10 protein-coding genes are annotated in these 15,360 nt (G+C 38.6%); 4 read left to right on the forward strand and 6 right to left on the reverse strand.

The window, feature by feature from the left end; translation table 11 throughout:
- Positions 1 to 274: 274 nt before the first annotated feature.
- From gltX to ACRRSQ_RS02310, 3 genes are all read left to right on the forward strand, one after another.
- Positions 275 to 1,687, forward strand: a complete 1,413-nt coding sequence (gene gltX, locus ACRRSQ_RS02300) for a glutamate--tRNA ligase (RefSeq protein ID WP_440874072.1) — start codon at positions 275 to 277, stop codon at positions 1,685 to 1,687.
- Positions 1,688 to 1,950: 263 nt separating this feature from the next.
- The gene (locus ACRRSQ_RS02305) at positions 1,951 to 3,972 is read left to right on the forward strand and encodes a methyl-accepting chemotaxis protein (RefSeq protein ID WP_440874073.1); all 2,022 of its coding nucleotides are present in this window, start codon (positions 1,951 to 1,953) and stop codon (positions 3,970 to 3,972) included.
- Between the two features lie 181 nt (positions 3,973 to 4,153).
- Positions 4,154 to 5,506, forward strand: a complete 1,353-nt coding sequence (locus ACRRSQ_RS02310; protein WP_440874074.1) for a DEAD/DEAH box helicase — start codon at positions 4,154 to 4,156, stop codon at positions 5,504 to 5,506.
- Between the two features lie 159 nt (positions 5,507 to 5,665).
- Here ACRRSQ_RS02310 and dsbB read toward each other — a convergent pair whose 3' ends face one another.
- Together dsbB and nhaB are read right to left on the reverse strand one after the other, a co-directional pair.
- A complete protein-coding gene (dsbB, locus tag ACRRSQ_RS02315; protein WP_440874075.1) occupies positions 5,666 to 6,193 on the reverse strand; it encodes a disulfide bond formation protein DsbB in 528 nt (175 codons plus the stop codon).
- A 117-nt stretch (positions 6,194 to 6,310) separates the two neighbouring features.
- On the reverse strand, positions 6,311 to 7,903 hold the full coding sequence (gene nhaB / locus ACRRSQ_RS02320) for a sodium/proton antiporter NhaB (protein WP_440874076.1): 1,593 nt from the start codon (positions 7,901 to 7,903) through the stop codon (positions 6,311 to 6,313).
- Between the two features lie 214 nt (positions 7,904 to 8,117).
- Here nhaB and fadR point away from each other — a divergent pair, with 214 nt between their 5' ends.
- Positions 8,118 to 8,828 carry a fatty acid metabolism transcriptional regulator FadR gene (gene fadR / locus ACRRSQ_RS02325; protein WP_440874077.1) on the forward strand — a complete coding sequence of 237 codons (711 nt, stop codon included), beginning with the start codon at positions 8,118 to 8,120 and terminating at the stop codon, positions 8,826 to 8,828.
- Positions 8,829 to 8,869: 41 nt separating this feature from the next.
- Here the strand turns inward: fadR and ACRRSQ_RS02330 are convergent, their stop codons facing one another.
- From ACRRSQ_RS02330 to ACRRSQ_RS02345, 4 genes are all read right to left on the reverse strand, one after another.
- On the reverse strand, positions 8,870 to 10,381 hold the full coding sequence (locus ACRRSQ_RS02330; RefSeq protein WP_440874078.1) for a SpoVR family protein: 1,512 nt from the start codon (positions 10,379 to 10,381) through the stop codon (positions 8,870 to 8,872).
- Positions 10,382 to 10,414: 33 nt separating this feature from the next.
- Positions 10,415 to 11,692: a YeaH/YhbH family protein gene (locus ACRRSQ_RS02335; protein WP_440874079.1), complete on the reverse strand. Its 1,278-nt coding sequence runs from the start codon at positions 11,690 to 11,692 to the stop codon at positions 10,415 to 10,417.
- An 18-nt stretch (positions 11,693 to 11,710) separates the two neighbouring features.
- Positions 11,711 to 13,645, reverse strand: a complete 1,935-nt coding sequence (locus ACRRSQ_RS02340) for a PrkA family serine protein kinase (RefSeq protein ID WP_440874080.1) — start codon at positions 13,643 to 13,645, stop codon at positions 11,711 to 11,713.
- A 359-nt stretch (positions 13,646 to 14,004) separates the two neighbouring features.
- Positions 14,005 to 15,258, reverse strand: a complete 1,254-nt coding sequence (locus ACRRSQ_RS02345; protein ID WP_440874081.1) for a hypothetical protein — start codon at positions 15,256 to 15,258, stop codon at positions 14,005 to 14,007.
- Positions 15,259 to 15,360: the final 102 nt, after the last annotated feature.

Genomic DNA, 15,360 nt, shown 5'->3' on the forward strand with positions numbered 1-15,360 from the left:
TCGTCCGTCTCTGTGGGGGCGTATTATAGGGAGATCGAAAAAGCTGTCAAGCCAAAGAAAGTAAAAAAAACACTTTTTATTAAGATATCAGTTCGTTTGCCTTTTATTTAATCATGCCGGTTGTTTTATCGACTTTTATTTTCAGATCATTTTATAAAAAGTGTATTGTTCGTTATTGCCTGATAAAATACGCGCAATTTTTTCAATTGATATTTATTTCCTGTGTTTATCTTTATCTTATAGATAAGCGCAATGTGATTACAGTGAGACATTTATGACTTTAACAACTCGATTTGCACCAAGCCCAACCGGGTATTTACACGTTGGTGGCGCTCGAACTGCTCTTTATAGCTGGCTATACGCTAAGAAAAATGGTGGTGATTTTATCTTACGTATCGAAGATACCGATTTAGAACGTTCAACCCAAGCGTCAGTTGACGCAATAATGGACGGCATGAATTGGTTAAACCTTGAATGGACTCACGGCCCTTATTATCAAACTAAACGTTTTGACCGCTATAAAGAGGTCATCGACCAATTACTTGAATCAGGCAATGCTTATCGTTGTTACAGTACGCCTGAAGAAGTTGAGGCGATGCGTGAAGAAGCTAAAGCGAAGGGTGAAATTGAAAAATACAACGGTTTATGGCGTGACCGTACTGACTATCCTGAAGATAAGCCGTTTGTTATTCGCTTTAAAAACCCGTTAGAAGGCGATGTGGTTATCAAAGATATTGTGAAAGGTGATATTACGATAAGCAATAACCAACTTGATGATTTAATTATTGCTCGCTCTGACGGCACACCAACGTATAACCTAACTGTGGTTGTTGATGATTGGGACATGAAGGTCTCTCATGTTGTTCGTGGCGATGACCATATTTCAAATACGCCGAAACAAATTAATATTCTAGCCGCCTTAGGTGCTACGATCCCTGAATATGCACATATTCCAATGATTTTAGGTGACGATGGTAAACGTTTATCTAAACGTCATGGCGCAGTAAGTGTTATGCAATACCGTGATGACGGATACTTACCAGAAGCTTTATTAAACTACTTGGTGCGTTTAGGTTGGTCTCATGGCGACCAAGAAATTTTCTCTCGTGAAGAAATGATCGAACTATTTGATTTAACGGGTTGTAACCGTGCACCTTCAGCTTTTAATACTGACAAGCTTATTTGGGTAAATCAGCATTACATGAAAACAATGGACCCTGAATATGTTGCTAGCCATTTAGCTTGGCATATGAACGACCAAGGTATTGATACAAGTAATGGTCCAACATTAGCTGAAGTTGTTAAAGTACAAGCGGATCGCGTTAAAACCTTAAAAGAAATGGCGCAAATTTCTCGTTATTTCTATGAAGATTTTTCTGAATTTGATGCAACTGCCGTTAAAAAGCACTTACGTCCGGTAACCAAAGAGCCACTTCTGTTGATTAAAGCTAAACTTGCAGCTTTAACTGACTGGGTGCCTGAAGCTATTCACGCAGCGATTAACGACACTGCCACTGAACTTGAAGTTGGTATGGGTAAAGTTGGCATGCCACTTCGCGTAGCAGCGACAGGTGGAGGTAATTCGCCATCACTAGATATCACGTTAGCTTTGTTAGATAAAGAAAAAGTACTTTCAAGAATCGATTTAGCCCTTGAAGTGGTTGAACAGCGTATTCAAAACGCTTAAGCATATCCACTAAGGTGAGAGCGTTACTCGCTCTCACCAACATATCTACCAGTTTCTTTCCATTTTCCGCTAATTTTTGTCAAAACAATGAATTAGATGTTATTGACCTATCTCACTTATTTCTCTATTGTTTTCATTGCTTAAATTACTGTCCAAATGATGTCGTTCTACTATATTTAATTTTATAGCAGTCAACACGTTAAACTAACTATTATTAATAATTGCGTGGTTGTTTGGTCCCTTTGAAAATATATAGGTGATATATGACGCTTAAAGTTGCCCACAAAGTAATGCTAGGATTTGGTGTTATTTTAGTGTTTTTAGTTTTTGCCAGTGTAAGTTCTCTTAGTATGCTCGGAGGCATTCAGACCGCGACAGAGCAAGTAGACACCATAGCTATTCCCGTTCAAAAGCATAGCAATAGCGTGCAAATTCTTTTATTAAAACAAGCAAAAACGTCAGCATTAATCCCAACAGTAACTACCTTTGAACAACTTAAAAGTTTAGAAGCAAGTTTTGCTGAACAAGGCGAAAAGCTCGCAAAAGAAGTTAAATTATTATCCGTACTTATTGCCGGGCAGCCGTTAGAAAAGTTTGTAAAAGACTTTAATCAGCAATACAAGCAATACTTAAGTTCAGTAGCACTGATGTTTACCAATCAAAAAGCGTATTTAGGTTTGTCTGATGACATTATCAGTAAACAACAGAATTTAGACGCTTACCTTGATGAAGCCGGCGCTATTTTGGTTGACTTAACTTACCTAGAAGATGAAGACAAACAAGCACAAATTGACCGTATCGCAGGTTCAGCAGGGCAAGTTGAAGGTTACATCATCAACCTAACCGATTCAGCAAAAGCGATTATGTCACTCAACGACATGACTGAGCTAAATAATTCAAAAGATACCATTAAACTTGCGACTTCCAATATTGAGCATTTATTAAAGTTTTTAGTGCAACTGGGTGAAGATTATAATACCGACGGCTTAATTGAACAGTTTGTGGAAGAATATAAAAAATCTGAGCAAATGCTATTTAGTGACCAAGGCCTTTTTGCCGCGAAACAAAGTCAGCTTGAACATGCTATGGCGTTATCGCAAGCGTTTGCAGACTCTGAACAATATGCCAACTTATCGGTTGCCCAATTAGATCAGCTGCTAACTAAAGTGGAAAGCAACTTAAAGCAATTACAAAGTGCCGTATTTGAGGATGTTGAACAAGGACAAACGACCACATTAGTGATTTTAATTATCGTTTTTATTGCTTCATTCCTTATCGCATTTGCCACCATTCGTGCGATGTTAATTCCATTAGCGCGCATTAATAAATACCTCGATTTTATGGCCAAAGGTGACTTATCAAGGCAGCTAAAAATAGTTACTAACGATGAATACGGTGAATTAGCCAGTAATGTGAACGTGGTTGCCGAAGATTTACGTACGCTAATATCTGAAATTGGTAGCAATAGTCATTTATTAAATAAAGCAGCTAAACAATCAAGCGACGAAATTGACTTAGTCATACAATCGTTAGACAGTCAAAAACAAACGGTTGAACAGGTTACCAACATTACTAGCGAGCTTAATCAAAATGCCGATCAGGTATTAGATAAAGCGAGCAATGCTGAAGCTAAAATGAGCGATGCATTAGAACAAAGTAATGAGTTAGCGGGTATTGCTAATACTACCAACGAAGGTATTAATACGTTAGCCAATATGCTTGATCGCACTACCGATGTTATGTCGATATTGCAAAGTGAGTCGAATAACATAGGTAGCATATTAGAAACTATTCAAAGCATTGCTGATCAAACCAACTTATTGGCGTTAAATGCTGCTATTGAGGCGGCAAGAGCAGGCGAAGCGGGGCGTGGTTTCTCGGTAGTTGCGGATGAAGTACGTTTATTGGCAGGCAGAACGCAAGAGTCAACGGCTGAAATTCACCAAATGATCGAGTCTTTACAAACACAAACCCGTAAAGCGGTACAAGATATTAGCGAAGGTAAAAACGAAGCTAGCCAGTGTCAGCAACATACCACTGAATTACTGACCACACTAACGCACATCAACCAAGCGATTGAAGAAATGTATGCGATGAGTGCAGAAGTTGCGATGTCGGCAACGCAACAAAATACTTTAAGCGCCGATATAAATGAACGTATTGGTGAAATTGTTGCGATGAGTCAAGAAAGTAGTGACAAGTCGGCCTCGACACTTACTCATAGTAAGCAAGTTTCGTCACTGGCGAAAAAACTCGATAAATCCGTTGATGAATTTAAAGTTTAATTAGACCCTGTTGATCTTTGTTGTTTATTTTGTAGTAGTTAATAGCAGAGAGCAAAACGACAGATCAACAACCCTCGTGTGCGGTTTTCAAAGCTTTACCATTAAAAAGTAAATTATCAACAGATCATCTGTAATGTTCAGGCTATAATAGGCGGGTAATAAACATTTGGTGGAAGATACTTTGCAATTTAGTGATTTTGGATTAGATAAACGATTAATGTCAACGGTAGAACATTTAGGTTTTGCCACTCCTACAGAAATTCAACAACAAGCGATCCCAGCTGCGATGACCGGGCAAGACTTAATTGCCTCGTCAAAAACAGGCTCAGGAAAAACGCTTGCTTTTATCGTACCTGCGTTGCAAAGGTTAATGAAAAACCGCGCATTGAGTAAGCGCGACCCTAGGGTTGTTATTTTAACTCCAACGCGTGAACTGGCGAAACAGGTGTTTTCGCAACTTCGGTTATTTACCGGCAGTACGCAATACAAAGCCGTGCTTATTCTCGGCGGTGAAAACTTTAATGACCAAGTTAAAGTATTAGAAAAAGACCCCCATTTTATTGTTGCCACACCAGGTCGACTTGCTGATCATTTAAGCCAAGGGCATTTTTATTTAAACGGCTTAGAATTATTAATTTTAGATGAAGCAGATCGCATGCTCGATTTAGGCTTTTCTAAGCAATTATCGCAAATCAATAAAGCGGCAGATCATCGTAAGCGCCAGACTTTATTATTTTCAGCAACCTTAGATCACGCACAAGTGAATGAGTTTGCATTAGAGTTACTGAAAAAGCCCAAACGCATTGCCATTGGTAGCGCAAATACTGAACATAAAGATATTAATAAGCGTTTCTATCTTGCTGACCACTTAGACCACAAACAAGCTTTGTTAGAGCATTTTCTTAGCAGTGAAGATTATCAACAAGTGATCATTTTTACGGCAACACGAGCTGATACAGAGCGCTTAGCGGGAGTGTTATCTGCGCAGGGGTTAAGTACTGTCGCACTAAGTGGTGAATTAAACCAAAGTCAACGTAATCAAATTATGGACGGCTTTAGTAAAGGTCAGCAAAAAATATTAGTGACTACAGATCTTGCCTCTCGTGGCTTAGATTTGGTTAATGTTTCACATGTTATTAATTTTGATATGCCAAAGCACACCGAAGAGTATGTGCATCGTATTGGTCGCACAGGGCGTGCAGGTAGTAAGGGTGAAGCGATTTCTTTTGTTGGTCCAAAAGATTGGATAAGTTTTAAAAATGTTGAAGCTTTCTTACAAACAGAGATAAGCTTTGATCAAGTGAAGCAGCTTAAAGGTAAATTTAAAGGTTTAAAACCGAAAAAACCAAAAGCAGTAGCTAAAGTTAATAAAACTAACGTTGATAAGAGTGCTTTAAAGCAAAAAGCAAAATCAAATAAAGTTAAGAAAAAACCAACATTCCTTACCAAAGATGTCGGTGATATGCCAATTTTAAAGAAAAAACAATCTGTTGCTATTAAAGACATTGATAAGCAAGACGACGAAGCTAGCTAAGATTCAAAGTATGGTTAAAAGTAAGATACTAAATAAGTTTAAGTTAATGTTCGCGAACTAAGTTTAAATACAAGTTGCCAAATGTTTGAATAAAAAAAGCCAATATTTTTCAATATTGGCTTTTTCATTTTTAATGCTTATTTACTTTTTGATTATTGCTTAGAACATTTTTTTGTCGATAAGGCGTGCTAAAAATACGGCAATAAAGGCAATACTAAAACAAGCATAAATCACTAGCATCCACTGTGGCATGCTATAGCCTAGGAATTGCCAAGATATTTCACCACAATCGCCACTTGCTTCAAACAAAAACGGTATCCATTCATGTAAGGGTGCCCAAGAAGGGAAGTTAGGGATAAAATCGCAACTGTATAAAAACGACATTGGTGAGCCTGCAGCTTCTTGCATGTCAATATGCTCAAGCGCAATGAACAAACCCCATATACCGCCTGTCGCCCACAAAATATAGGCAACAATTCGCGCCAAAACAAACTGACAGCCGACACTACCAATAACACCAGCAATAAATATTGACCAAATGGCAACACGTTGATAAATGCACATAATACAAGGCGCTAAATCTAAACCGTATTGAAAAAATAGAGCAGAGCATTCAAGTGCTATCGCGATTACAGCGAGTAATTGCCAAGCACGTGAATTTGTTGTTAAGTCGCTTAAAAACTTCAAAGCTATTCCTTTTCATTCATTTCAAATTACAAAATATATAACACCATATCTTAGCTGAGAATTTATTGATTTAGTTAAAATAACTCAGCTAAGTATTTATAGTTTTGTAATAAAAAATTAATGGCCGTCAGATCCGTCCATTTCGGTAGATTTACCGTAATGGTGTTCGATTAACCCTTGGTCATAATAACTCTGTGTCGCTGACTCTAAGGTGCCAGAAGCGATAGCCAGCATACCTACAATGGTTAAAACTATGGTGTATGGAAGTGCCATAAATACCATGCGGCTATATGAAAGCCTAATGAGCGGTGCAAGAGCAGAAGTTAATAAGAATAAGAAGGCTGCTTGTCCATTTGGTGTTGCAACACTTGGTAAGTTAGTACCTGTGTTAATTGCAACAGCAAGTAAGTCAAACTGATCGCGTGTGATTTGACCGTTAACTAAAGCGGCTTTTACTTCAGTGATATAAACAGTACCAACAAATACATTGTCACTTACCATCGATAAGAAACCATTAGCAAGATAAAACATCACTAGCTGCATATTACCTTCATAAGTTAGTACCCAGTTGATCACTGGCGTAAATAACTGTTGATCAATAATAACGGCAACCACGGCAAAAAATACCGCTAGTAGCGCGGTAAAAGGTAGCGCTTCTTCAAATGCGTGACCAATTTGGCTTTCATCAGTAATACCGGTGAAAGACGTTGCAAAAATGATAATCGTTAAACCAATTAAACCAACCGCAGCAAGGTGAAGGGCAAGACCAACGATCAACCAGACGGCAATAACACCTTGCATGATAAGCTTAACGTTTTCCATTTTGTTACGGTTTTTGGTTTCGTTAACATCAAAATCAATAAGAATTTGGCGAACATTTGTTGGTAATTCAACACCGTAGCTAAACCACTTGAGCTTTTCAACTAAGGCACAGGTTAGTAACCCTGCGATAAATACTGGGACAGTTACTGGAGACATACGAATAGCAAACTCAACAAAATCCCAGCCTGCTTGGTCACCAATTATTAAGTTTTGTGGTTCACCAACAATAGTACATACACCGCCTAAGGCAGTACCGACACCAGCATGCATTAGTAAGTTTCTTAAGTAAGCACGAAATTGTTGTAGTTCTTCGCGGGAAAATTCAGCAACGTTTTGATCTGAAGTGTGGTCATGCTCTTTGTTAGCATCAGCACCCGAGGCAACCTTATGATAAACCGAGTAAAAACCAACAGCGACACTTATGATCACCGCAATAACGGTTAAAGCGTCTAAGAAAGCTGAAAGAAAAGCACTGGCAAAACAAAATAATAAAGACACCATTATTTTTGAGCGTACTTTAGTAATAATTTTAGTGAATAAAAACAGCAGTAGATTTTTCATGAAGTAAATACCAGCCACCATAAAAATCAGTAGTAACAATACTTCGATATTCGCTTCAATTTCGTGCATAACTTGATTAGGGGACGTCATGCCGATAAAAACAGCTTCGATAGCCAAAAGACCACCAGGCTGTAATGGATAACATTTTAACGCCATTGCCAATGTAAAAATAAATTCGATGACTAACGCCCAACCAGCAATATAAGGGCTTACAAAGAAAAATAAAATGGGGTTGATCACTAAGAAACTAATGATGGCGGTTTTATACCATTCGGGAGAATGACCTAAGAAATTTTTATAAAAGGCGTTTAGAAATGATTGTTGCATACTGTTTTATATCTCTAATGAAATGATTATCATTAACGTTTGTGTTGTGGCGTAACAGTATTGTAATCGATGATGAAATTGAAAAACATTGCAATGTGAAAATTATTTTCAATCATTTTTCATTCTGGAATTTTTTAAGGCGCTTGTGCCAAACGATTGTTCTGGTACAATCAGTTAATAATTACATAAAAATTCTTGGGGAATACTTTAACCTATGGTTATTAAAGCACAGAGTCCAGCTGGATTTGCAGAACAATATATTGTTGAGTCGATCTGGAATGGTGGCTTCCCTCCGGGTTCTATTTTACCTGCCGAACGAGAGTTGTCAGAATTAATTGGCGTAACTCGAACCACGTTAAGAGAAGTGCTACAACGTTTAGCTCGTGACGGTTGGCTAACGATAAAACATGGTAAACCAACAAAGGTGAATAACTTTTGGGATACCTCAAGCTTAAATATTTTAGAAACCTTAGCTCAACTTGATCAAGAAGGCATTCCTGACTTAGTTGATAACCTAATGTCTGCCCGAACCAATATCAGCGCAATTTATGTGCGTGGCGCGATTAAAAATAATCCTGAGAAAACGATTGAATTATTAAGTTCATACGTTGATGTTGAAGATACGGGTGAAGCATTTGCTGATTTTGATTATCAGTTAAATAAAGAGCTAGTGGTTGCTTCTGGCAATTCAATTTATTTACTAATTTTAAATGGCTTTAAAGGCTTATATTCACGTATTGGACGCTTGTACTTTAGTCACCCGCGAGGACGTGAAATTTCTCGAGACTTTTACAATGATTTAATTGAGTTGGCAAAAGCTGGGAAATTCGATGAGTCGGTTTATTGTGTGCGTAAATTTGGTATTGAGTCAGGCAAGTTATGGCTAGAATTAAAAGATGAAGTATTAAAAGAGCTTGCTGAATAACAAGCTCTTTTATTGATTTTCAATATATAAGCGGTCAGCAGTTAGCTGGCCGCTTTTTTTTCTTTCAAGCATTGAGCGATAGTTTCCTCATCCCCTTTACTATTTTCTTGAACAAGCGTTACATCAAATTGCCACAGATAATATAAATGTTTAATCACTTCATCTTTCGAGTCGGCAAGTGGTACTCCTTTGTGTGGCGTAAATTTTAGCGTTAAACCACGCTCACCGGAAATATCGGCATCAACCACTTGAATATTGGCTTCTAAATTACTGAGGTTGTATTGCTCAGATAAAGCCGCTCGTATTTTTTTATAACCACTTTCATTGTGTATTGCGCCAATTTCAATAAAGTTTTCTTTATCATCATCATGGATGTGAAATAGTTTAAAGTCTCGCATTAATTTTGGTGACAAGAACTGACTGATAAAACTTTCGTCTTTAAAGTTTTCCATCGCAAAGTGCAGGGTGTCTAACCAATTAGAGCCTGCAATTTCAGGAAACCATTCTTTGTCTTCTTCGGTTGGGTTTTCGCATATACGTCTGATATCGATAAACATATTAAAGCCAAGCGCATAAGGATTGATACCTGAATAATACGGGCTATTATAGTCGGGTTGGGCAACGACATTGGTGTGGCTTTGTAAAAACTCAATCATAAATTTATCAGTCACTAAGCCTTCATCGTATAAGTGGTTTAAAATGGTGTAGTGCCAAAAACAAGCCCAGCCTTCGTTCATGACCTGGGTTTGCTTTTGAGGATAAAAATATTGAGATATCTTTCTAACAATACGTACCAATTCTCGTTGCCATGGTTTTAATAGCGGCGCATTTTTTTCAATGAAATAGAGAATGTTTTCTTGCGGCTCTGATGGAAATCTAGCTTTTTGATGAGGCTCATCGTCTTTAGTAAAAGGTACTGTGCGCCATAAATCATTCACTTGTGATTGTAGGTATTCTTCGCGATCTTTTTGGCGTCTTAGTTCCTCATCTAGCGATATTTTTTGCGGGCGTTTATAACGGTCGACGCCGTGGTTCATTAAAGCATGACAAGCATCTAAACAAGCTTCAACTTCGCTAATGCCGTGTTTATGTTCACACTCTGCAATATACTGTTTAGCAAACAGTAAGTAGTCGATAATTGAGCCTGCGTCAGTCCATGATTTAAAGAGATAATTGCCTTTAAAAAAGGAATTATGCCCGTAACAGGCGTGTGCCATTACCAAGGCTTGCATGGTCATGGTGTTTTCTTCCATTAAATAGGAAATACACGGATCTGAGTTAATCACGATTTCATAGGCCAAGCCCATTTGACCACGTTTATAATTTTGTTCGGTTTGAATGAATTTTTTGCCGAAGGTCCAGTGGTTATAGCCAATCGGCATGCCGACACTTGCGTAAGCGTCCATCATTTGTTCAGCTGTGATCACTTCGATTTGATTGGTATAAGTGTCAAGTCGGTAGTGCTCGGCAACACGTGCAATTTCAGCTTGGTATAAACCTAGCTTATCAAAAGTCCAATCAGGGCTATCATCAAGGGGAGTACGTTTTGTCATGAGACTCCTTAATCGCTATAGTAGCGAAATTCACTAAGCAACTTTTTCGGTGTTTCTGCGAAAAAGCTCTCTAAATACCGGATAAATATCTTCAACACTTTTTATGTGTTGCATGGCAAAATGTTCATTTATTTTGGCAACTTCGTCATATTGTTGCCACAAGGTTTGGTGGGCACGCTGGGTAATTTCGATATAACTGAAATAACGTACTCTAGGCAAAATTTTATCGAGTAGAACACTTTTACAGTACGGCGAATCGTCTGCCCAGTTATCACCGTCTGATGCTTGTGCGCCGTAAATATTCCAACTGGTTTCGCTATACCGTTCACTGATGATTTTATCCATCAGTTCTAACGCACTCGATGCAATTGTGCCGCCAGTTTCTTGCGAGTAGAAAAACTCTTGCTCGTCTACTTCTTTCGCTTGGGTGTGGTGGCGAATATAAACGACATCGATTGATTTGTAAGTACGGGTTAAAAACAAATACAACAAGATATAAAAACGCTTAGCAATATCTTTTGTGGCTTGATCCATTGAGCCAGATACATCCATTAGGCAAAACATAACCGCTCTAGAGGTAGGAATAGCTTGTTGGGCATAATTTCTAAACCTAAGATCGAAGGTATCAATAAAAGGTACCTTAGTAATTTTGTCTTCCAATCGTTTTATTTGTGCTTTTAACGCGTTTACTTTTGCGACGTGGTCATGTTTGTCGTTAAGTAGTTCTTCAAGTTCTTTTTTTAATGTCTTCAAGTCTTTACGTTTACCTGAAGTCATGGCAATGCGACGAGCAATTGAACCTTGCAGTGATTTAACAATATCAATATTGGCAGGCACACCTTCGGCACAAAAGCCTGAACGAACAGTTTTGTATTCAACCAGCTTATCTAGCTGGTTTCTTTCAAGGTTTGGCAACTCTAAATCTTCAAATAACAAATTAAGGTATTCGTCTTTTGAAATTGAAAAAACAAAATCGTCTTCTCCTTCGCCGCTGTCACTGGCTTCACCTTGGCCGCTGCCTTGCCCTTGCTGTTGTGGCGGGCGAGCAATTTTATCGCCAGCAGTGTATTGATCATTGCCTGGGTGTACGCGGTCTCTAACACCACCATTACCTTGATGAAAGACCGGCTCGCTTAAGTCTTTACGGGTAATGGTGATACTTTCGCCTTTATCAACATCGGTAACACCGCGTTTATTTACCGCGTCAGAAACCGATTTCTTGATCTGGTTTTTATAGCGACGAATAAAGCGCTGGCGGTTAACCGTGCTTTTATTTTTACTGTTAAGTCGTCTATCGATAAAATTGGCCATAGAATACCTCGCATCATGCTATGAAGATTTTCTTACACGCAAATACCATTCAGATAAGAGTCTGACTTGTTTTTTGGTGTAGCCTTTTTCCATCATTCGCTCGACAAAATCATCATGTTTTTGTTGATCATCAGTTGATGTTTTTGCATTAAACGAAATAACCGGCAATAAATCTTCAGTATTTGAGAACATTTTCTTCTCGATTACTGTGCGCAGTTTTTCATAACTGGTCCAACTTGGATTTTTACCGTTATTATTTGCTTTTGCTCTTAGTACAAAGTTAACGATTTCGTTGCGAAAATCTTTTGGATTGCTAATGCCGGCAGGTTTCTCGATTTTTTCTAACTCATTATTTAATGCTTCACGATCGAATAACTGGCCGGTTTCTGCATCACGATATTCTTGGTCTTGAATCCAAAAATCGGCATAAGTGACATAACGATCAAAAATATTTTGACCGTACTCAGAGTACGACTCTAAATAGGCGGTTTGAATTTCTTTGCCAATAAATTCAATATACTGCTGAGATAAGTAGCCTTTAATAAATTCTAGGTAACGCTCGGCAACATCTTGTGGAAGTTGTTCGCGTTCTATTTGTTGCTCGAGTACATAAAACAAATGCACCGGATTGGCGGCCACTTCTAAATGGTCAAAGTTAAATACCCGTGACAAAATTTTAAAGGCAAAGCGTGTTGAAAGCCCAGACATGCCTTCATCAATACCAGCGTAATCTTTGTATTCTTGGTAAGACTTAGCTTTGGGGTCGGTATCTTTTAAACTTTCACCGTCGTAAACGCGCATTTTTGAATAAATGCTTGAATTTTCAGGCTCTTTTAAGCGAGAAAGTACTGAGAATTGCGCCAGAGTTTCTAAGGTGTCAGGCGCGCATTGCGCATCTTTTAGCTCACTGTTTGCCAGCAGTTTTTCATAAATCTTCACCTCTTCAGAAACACGCATACAGTAAGGGACTTTGACAATATAAACACGGTCTAAAAAGGCCTCATTGTTTTTGTTATTTCTAAAGGTTTGCCATTCCGACTCATTTGAGTGGGCTAACAAAATGCCACTAAAGGGTAGGGCAGATAGACCTTCGGTTGGATTATAGTTACCTTCTTGTGTTGCGGTTAATAATGGGTGTAATACTTTAATCGGCGCTTTAAACATTTCAACAAATTCCATTACCCCTTGGTTGGCACGACAAAGTGCCCCAGAATAACTGTATGCATCAGGGTCGTTTTGCGCAAAATGTTCAAGCTGTCTAATATCAACTTTACCTACTAATGCAGAAATGTCTTGGTTGTTATCATCACCGGGTTCTGTTTTTGCGATGGCAATTTGGTCAAGAATTGACGGGTAGACTTTAACCACTTCAAATTTGGCAATATCACCTTTAAATTCGTGTAGTCGTTTTGCCGCCCACGGTGAAATAATGGTATTTAAATAACGTGACGGTACATTGTATTCGTCTTGCAGAATTTTACCGTCGGCGCTTTTATCAAATAAACAAAAGGGGTGGTCATTAACGGGGCTTCGTTCGCCATTGGCGCTTAATACATAAATCGGCTCTTGCTGCATTAACGCTTTTAGCTTTTCGGCTAACGATGACTTACCACCACCTACAGGACCTAATAAATAGAGTATTTGTTTTTGCTCTTCCAAGCCTTGAGAAGCGTGGGTTAAGTAGGCCACGATTTGTTCAATCGCGTCTTCCATGCCGTAAAACTCGGCAAAAGCAGGGTAGCGCGCAATAACGCGGTTTGAAAAGATACGACTTAATGTCGGTTCTGTGGAGGTGTCGATCATTTCTGCTTCACCAATGGCACGTAATAGTCTTTCTGCGGCACTAGCGTAGGCAAATCTGTCTTCACGACATATATCTAGAAATTCTTGAATACTGTAACGTTCTTCCTGAGCTTCATCGTAACGCGATTGATAATGCTTAAAAATACTCATAACAACCTCCGAAAAATAACAATTTAAATATCAAGCGATAAAATAATTAAAGGTGCTTAATTTAAGATTAGCTGCTTTAAAGGAAGTTGCCGGAAAAAATTGTAACTTTTTTGTCATGATTAGCGCGCTAACCTATATGACTTACAAGAAAAAAATGAGATTTTTAAGTTTGAAAGTTTAAATGAAAAGCCGTATTAATTAGCCTAGCGGCGAGGCGGAGATTTACGTTACCTTAACGGAAAGTAGAAGTTTTTTGATGACAGATTTCTATAAATAATAGGCAAGCGATTAGCGTGCGTTGATCTTTGTTGTATGTTTTATCATCAGAATAAAACTTATGTTGAAAAGATCATCAGGCACTAGAAAGGTTGATTAACCATTACCCAAAGTTGTCCACCTTCTTTGCTTTTTGCATACTCAGTGCGCACTACGATACCTTCAACTTGAAAGCGCGCTCCAATGCCTACACTTAGGTGCATGTCTTGGTGAAGCTCTTCAATATCAAAGTTATTACTAACACGTCCTGCTTCTACATACGCCACCCATTGCCACCAAGGTACCTTGTAATAGCCTTCAAAAATATCACCTAGCGGTTGCCACTTAGGTTGAACGCGATATTCCGCACTGTATAGCAGCGATGACCGGCCGTGGAATCTTCGACTCGGATAACCTCGTAATGAATTAAATCCGCCAAGGGAGTTTCCTGCAAAAACGGGTGGGCGTCGATAACTACCGTTGTCGACCTGATCCCAAGTAGGTGTATCTGCAACTACCATATTTAATGCGATAACATGGTTATTGGTTAGCGAGTTGTTAGGCAATTGCAAAAAGTGTGCGTAATCAAACTTCCATGTTAACCATGAAGGAATTTCGTCATTGTCTTGACCATATTTAAAGCTGAGCTGGGCGTAATTTCCTTCAAGTGCATTGCTTGCAGAGTTGCGATTGTCCCACGTAAATTCTACTGTTAAACCTGCAGCTGTTGTTGAGCGCTGTAAATCATTATATTCGGCTAAATCTAACTCTTCAAAAAAAGGGGAGAAATTAATACTACTAACACCTGATTTTGTTATATCCCACAGTGAAGACACTTCTTTATCAGTGGCTAATGTTGCTAGTGCACCATCTTTGCCTTGGCCAAAAGGTAAGTAATAGCGAAAGTGCAAGCGCAGGTCTTTTTGAACGCCATGCGTGGTAATTTGTGTGCTTTCTTCTGAGTTATTTAAACCAGCAAGTTGTGTTGCTGGGTCTTGGTCATCAAGAAAATAAATACCTTCAGGGAAAACAGCGCCGTAATATTCAGCTGAAAACAACCATCGATTGGTTTTAGGTAATTGATAAGAGTTTGCTGCAATAAACGCAACATGTGATTTATTGGAAGAGTAGGCGGCAATGCCTAAGATTGACGCCTGTGGTTGACCTGCGCTTTTAATTAAACCTGCCGCGCCAATAGCAGTTGACATAGTTTCAGTTGAAAAAGCAAAAGGCAGCCCGACAAACTCAGCTTCGGTTTTATTTTCGGTGTCTACGACAATAAGTTCTTCTTTATCAGAAGCAAGACTTTGGGTAATAGTGCAAAGTAAAAGACTTACTGAGACGAAATAACTGAACAAGCGATAGCGCAATCTAACAACCACATTATTGTGTAAAACATAATTCTAACGTGAATTGATTAAGATAAGTAGGTGATTTACGAATTGTTGCATCTAATGTTT

The sequence above is a fragment of the Thalassotalea sp. PLHSN55 genome, from assembly GCF_052030545.1.
GTDB lineage: Bacteria > Pseudomonadota > Gammaproteobacteria > Enterobacterales > Alteromonadaceae > CANMXU01.

Bases quoted from the DNA above. Each gene is read 5' to 3' on its own strand.
- ACRRSQ_RS02335 (WP_440874079.1), bottom strand. From the start codon at position 11,692: ATGGCCAATTTTATCGATAGACGACTTAACAGTAAAAATAAAAGCACG.
- ACRRSQ_RS02340 (WP_440874080.1), bottom strand. From the start codon at position 13,645: ATGAGTATTTTTAAGCATTATCAATCGCGTTACGATGAAGCTCAGGAA.
- nhaB (WP_440874076.1), bottom strand. From the start codon at position 7,903: ATGCAACAATCATTTCTAAACGCCTTTTATAAAAATTTCTTAGGTCAT.
- gltX (WP_440874072.1), top strand. From the start codon at position 275: ATGACTTTAACAACTCGATTTGCACCAAGCCCAACCGGGTATTTACAC.
- ACRRSQ_RS02305 (WP_440874073.1), top strand. From the start codon at position 1,951: ATGACGCTTAAAGTTGCCCACAAAGTAATGCTAGGATTTGGTGTTATT.
- fadR (WP_440874077.1), top strand. From the start codon at position 8,118: ATGGTTATTAAAGCACAGAGTCCAGCTGGATTTGCAGAACAATATATT.
- ACRRSQ_RS02330 (WP_440874078.1), bottom strand. From the start codon at position 10,381: ATGACAAAACGTACTCCCCTTGATGATAGCCCTGATTGGACTTTTGAT.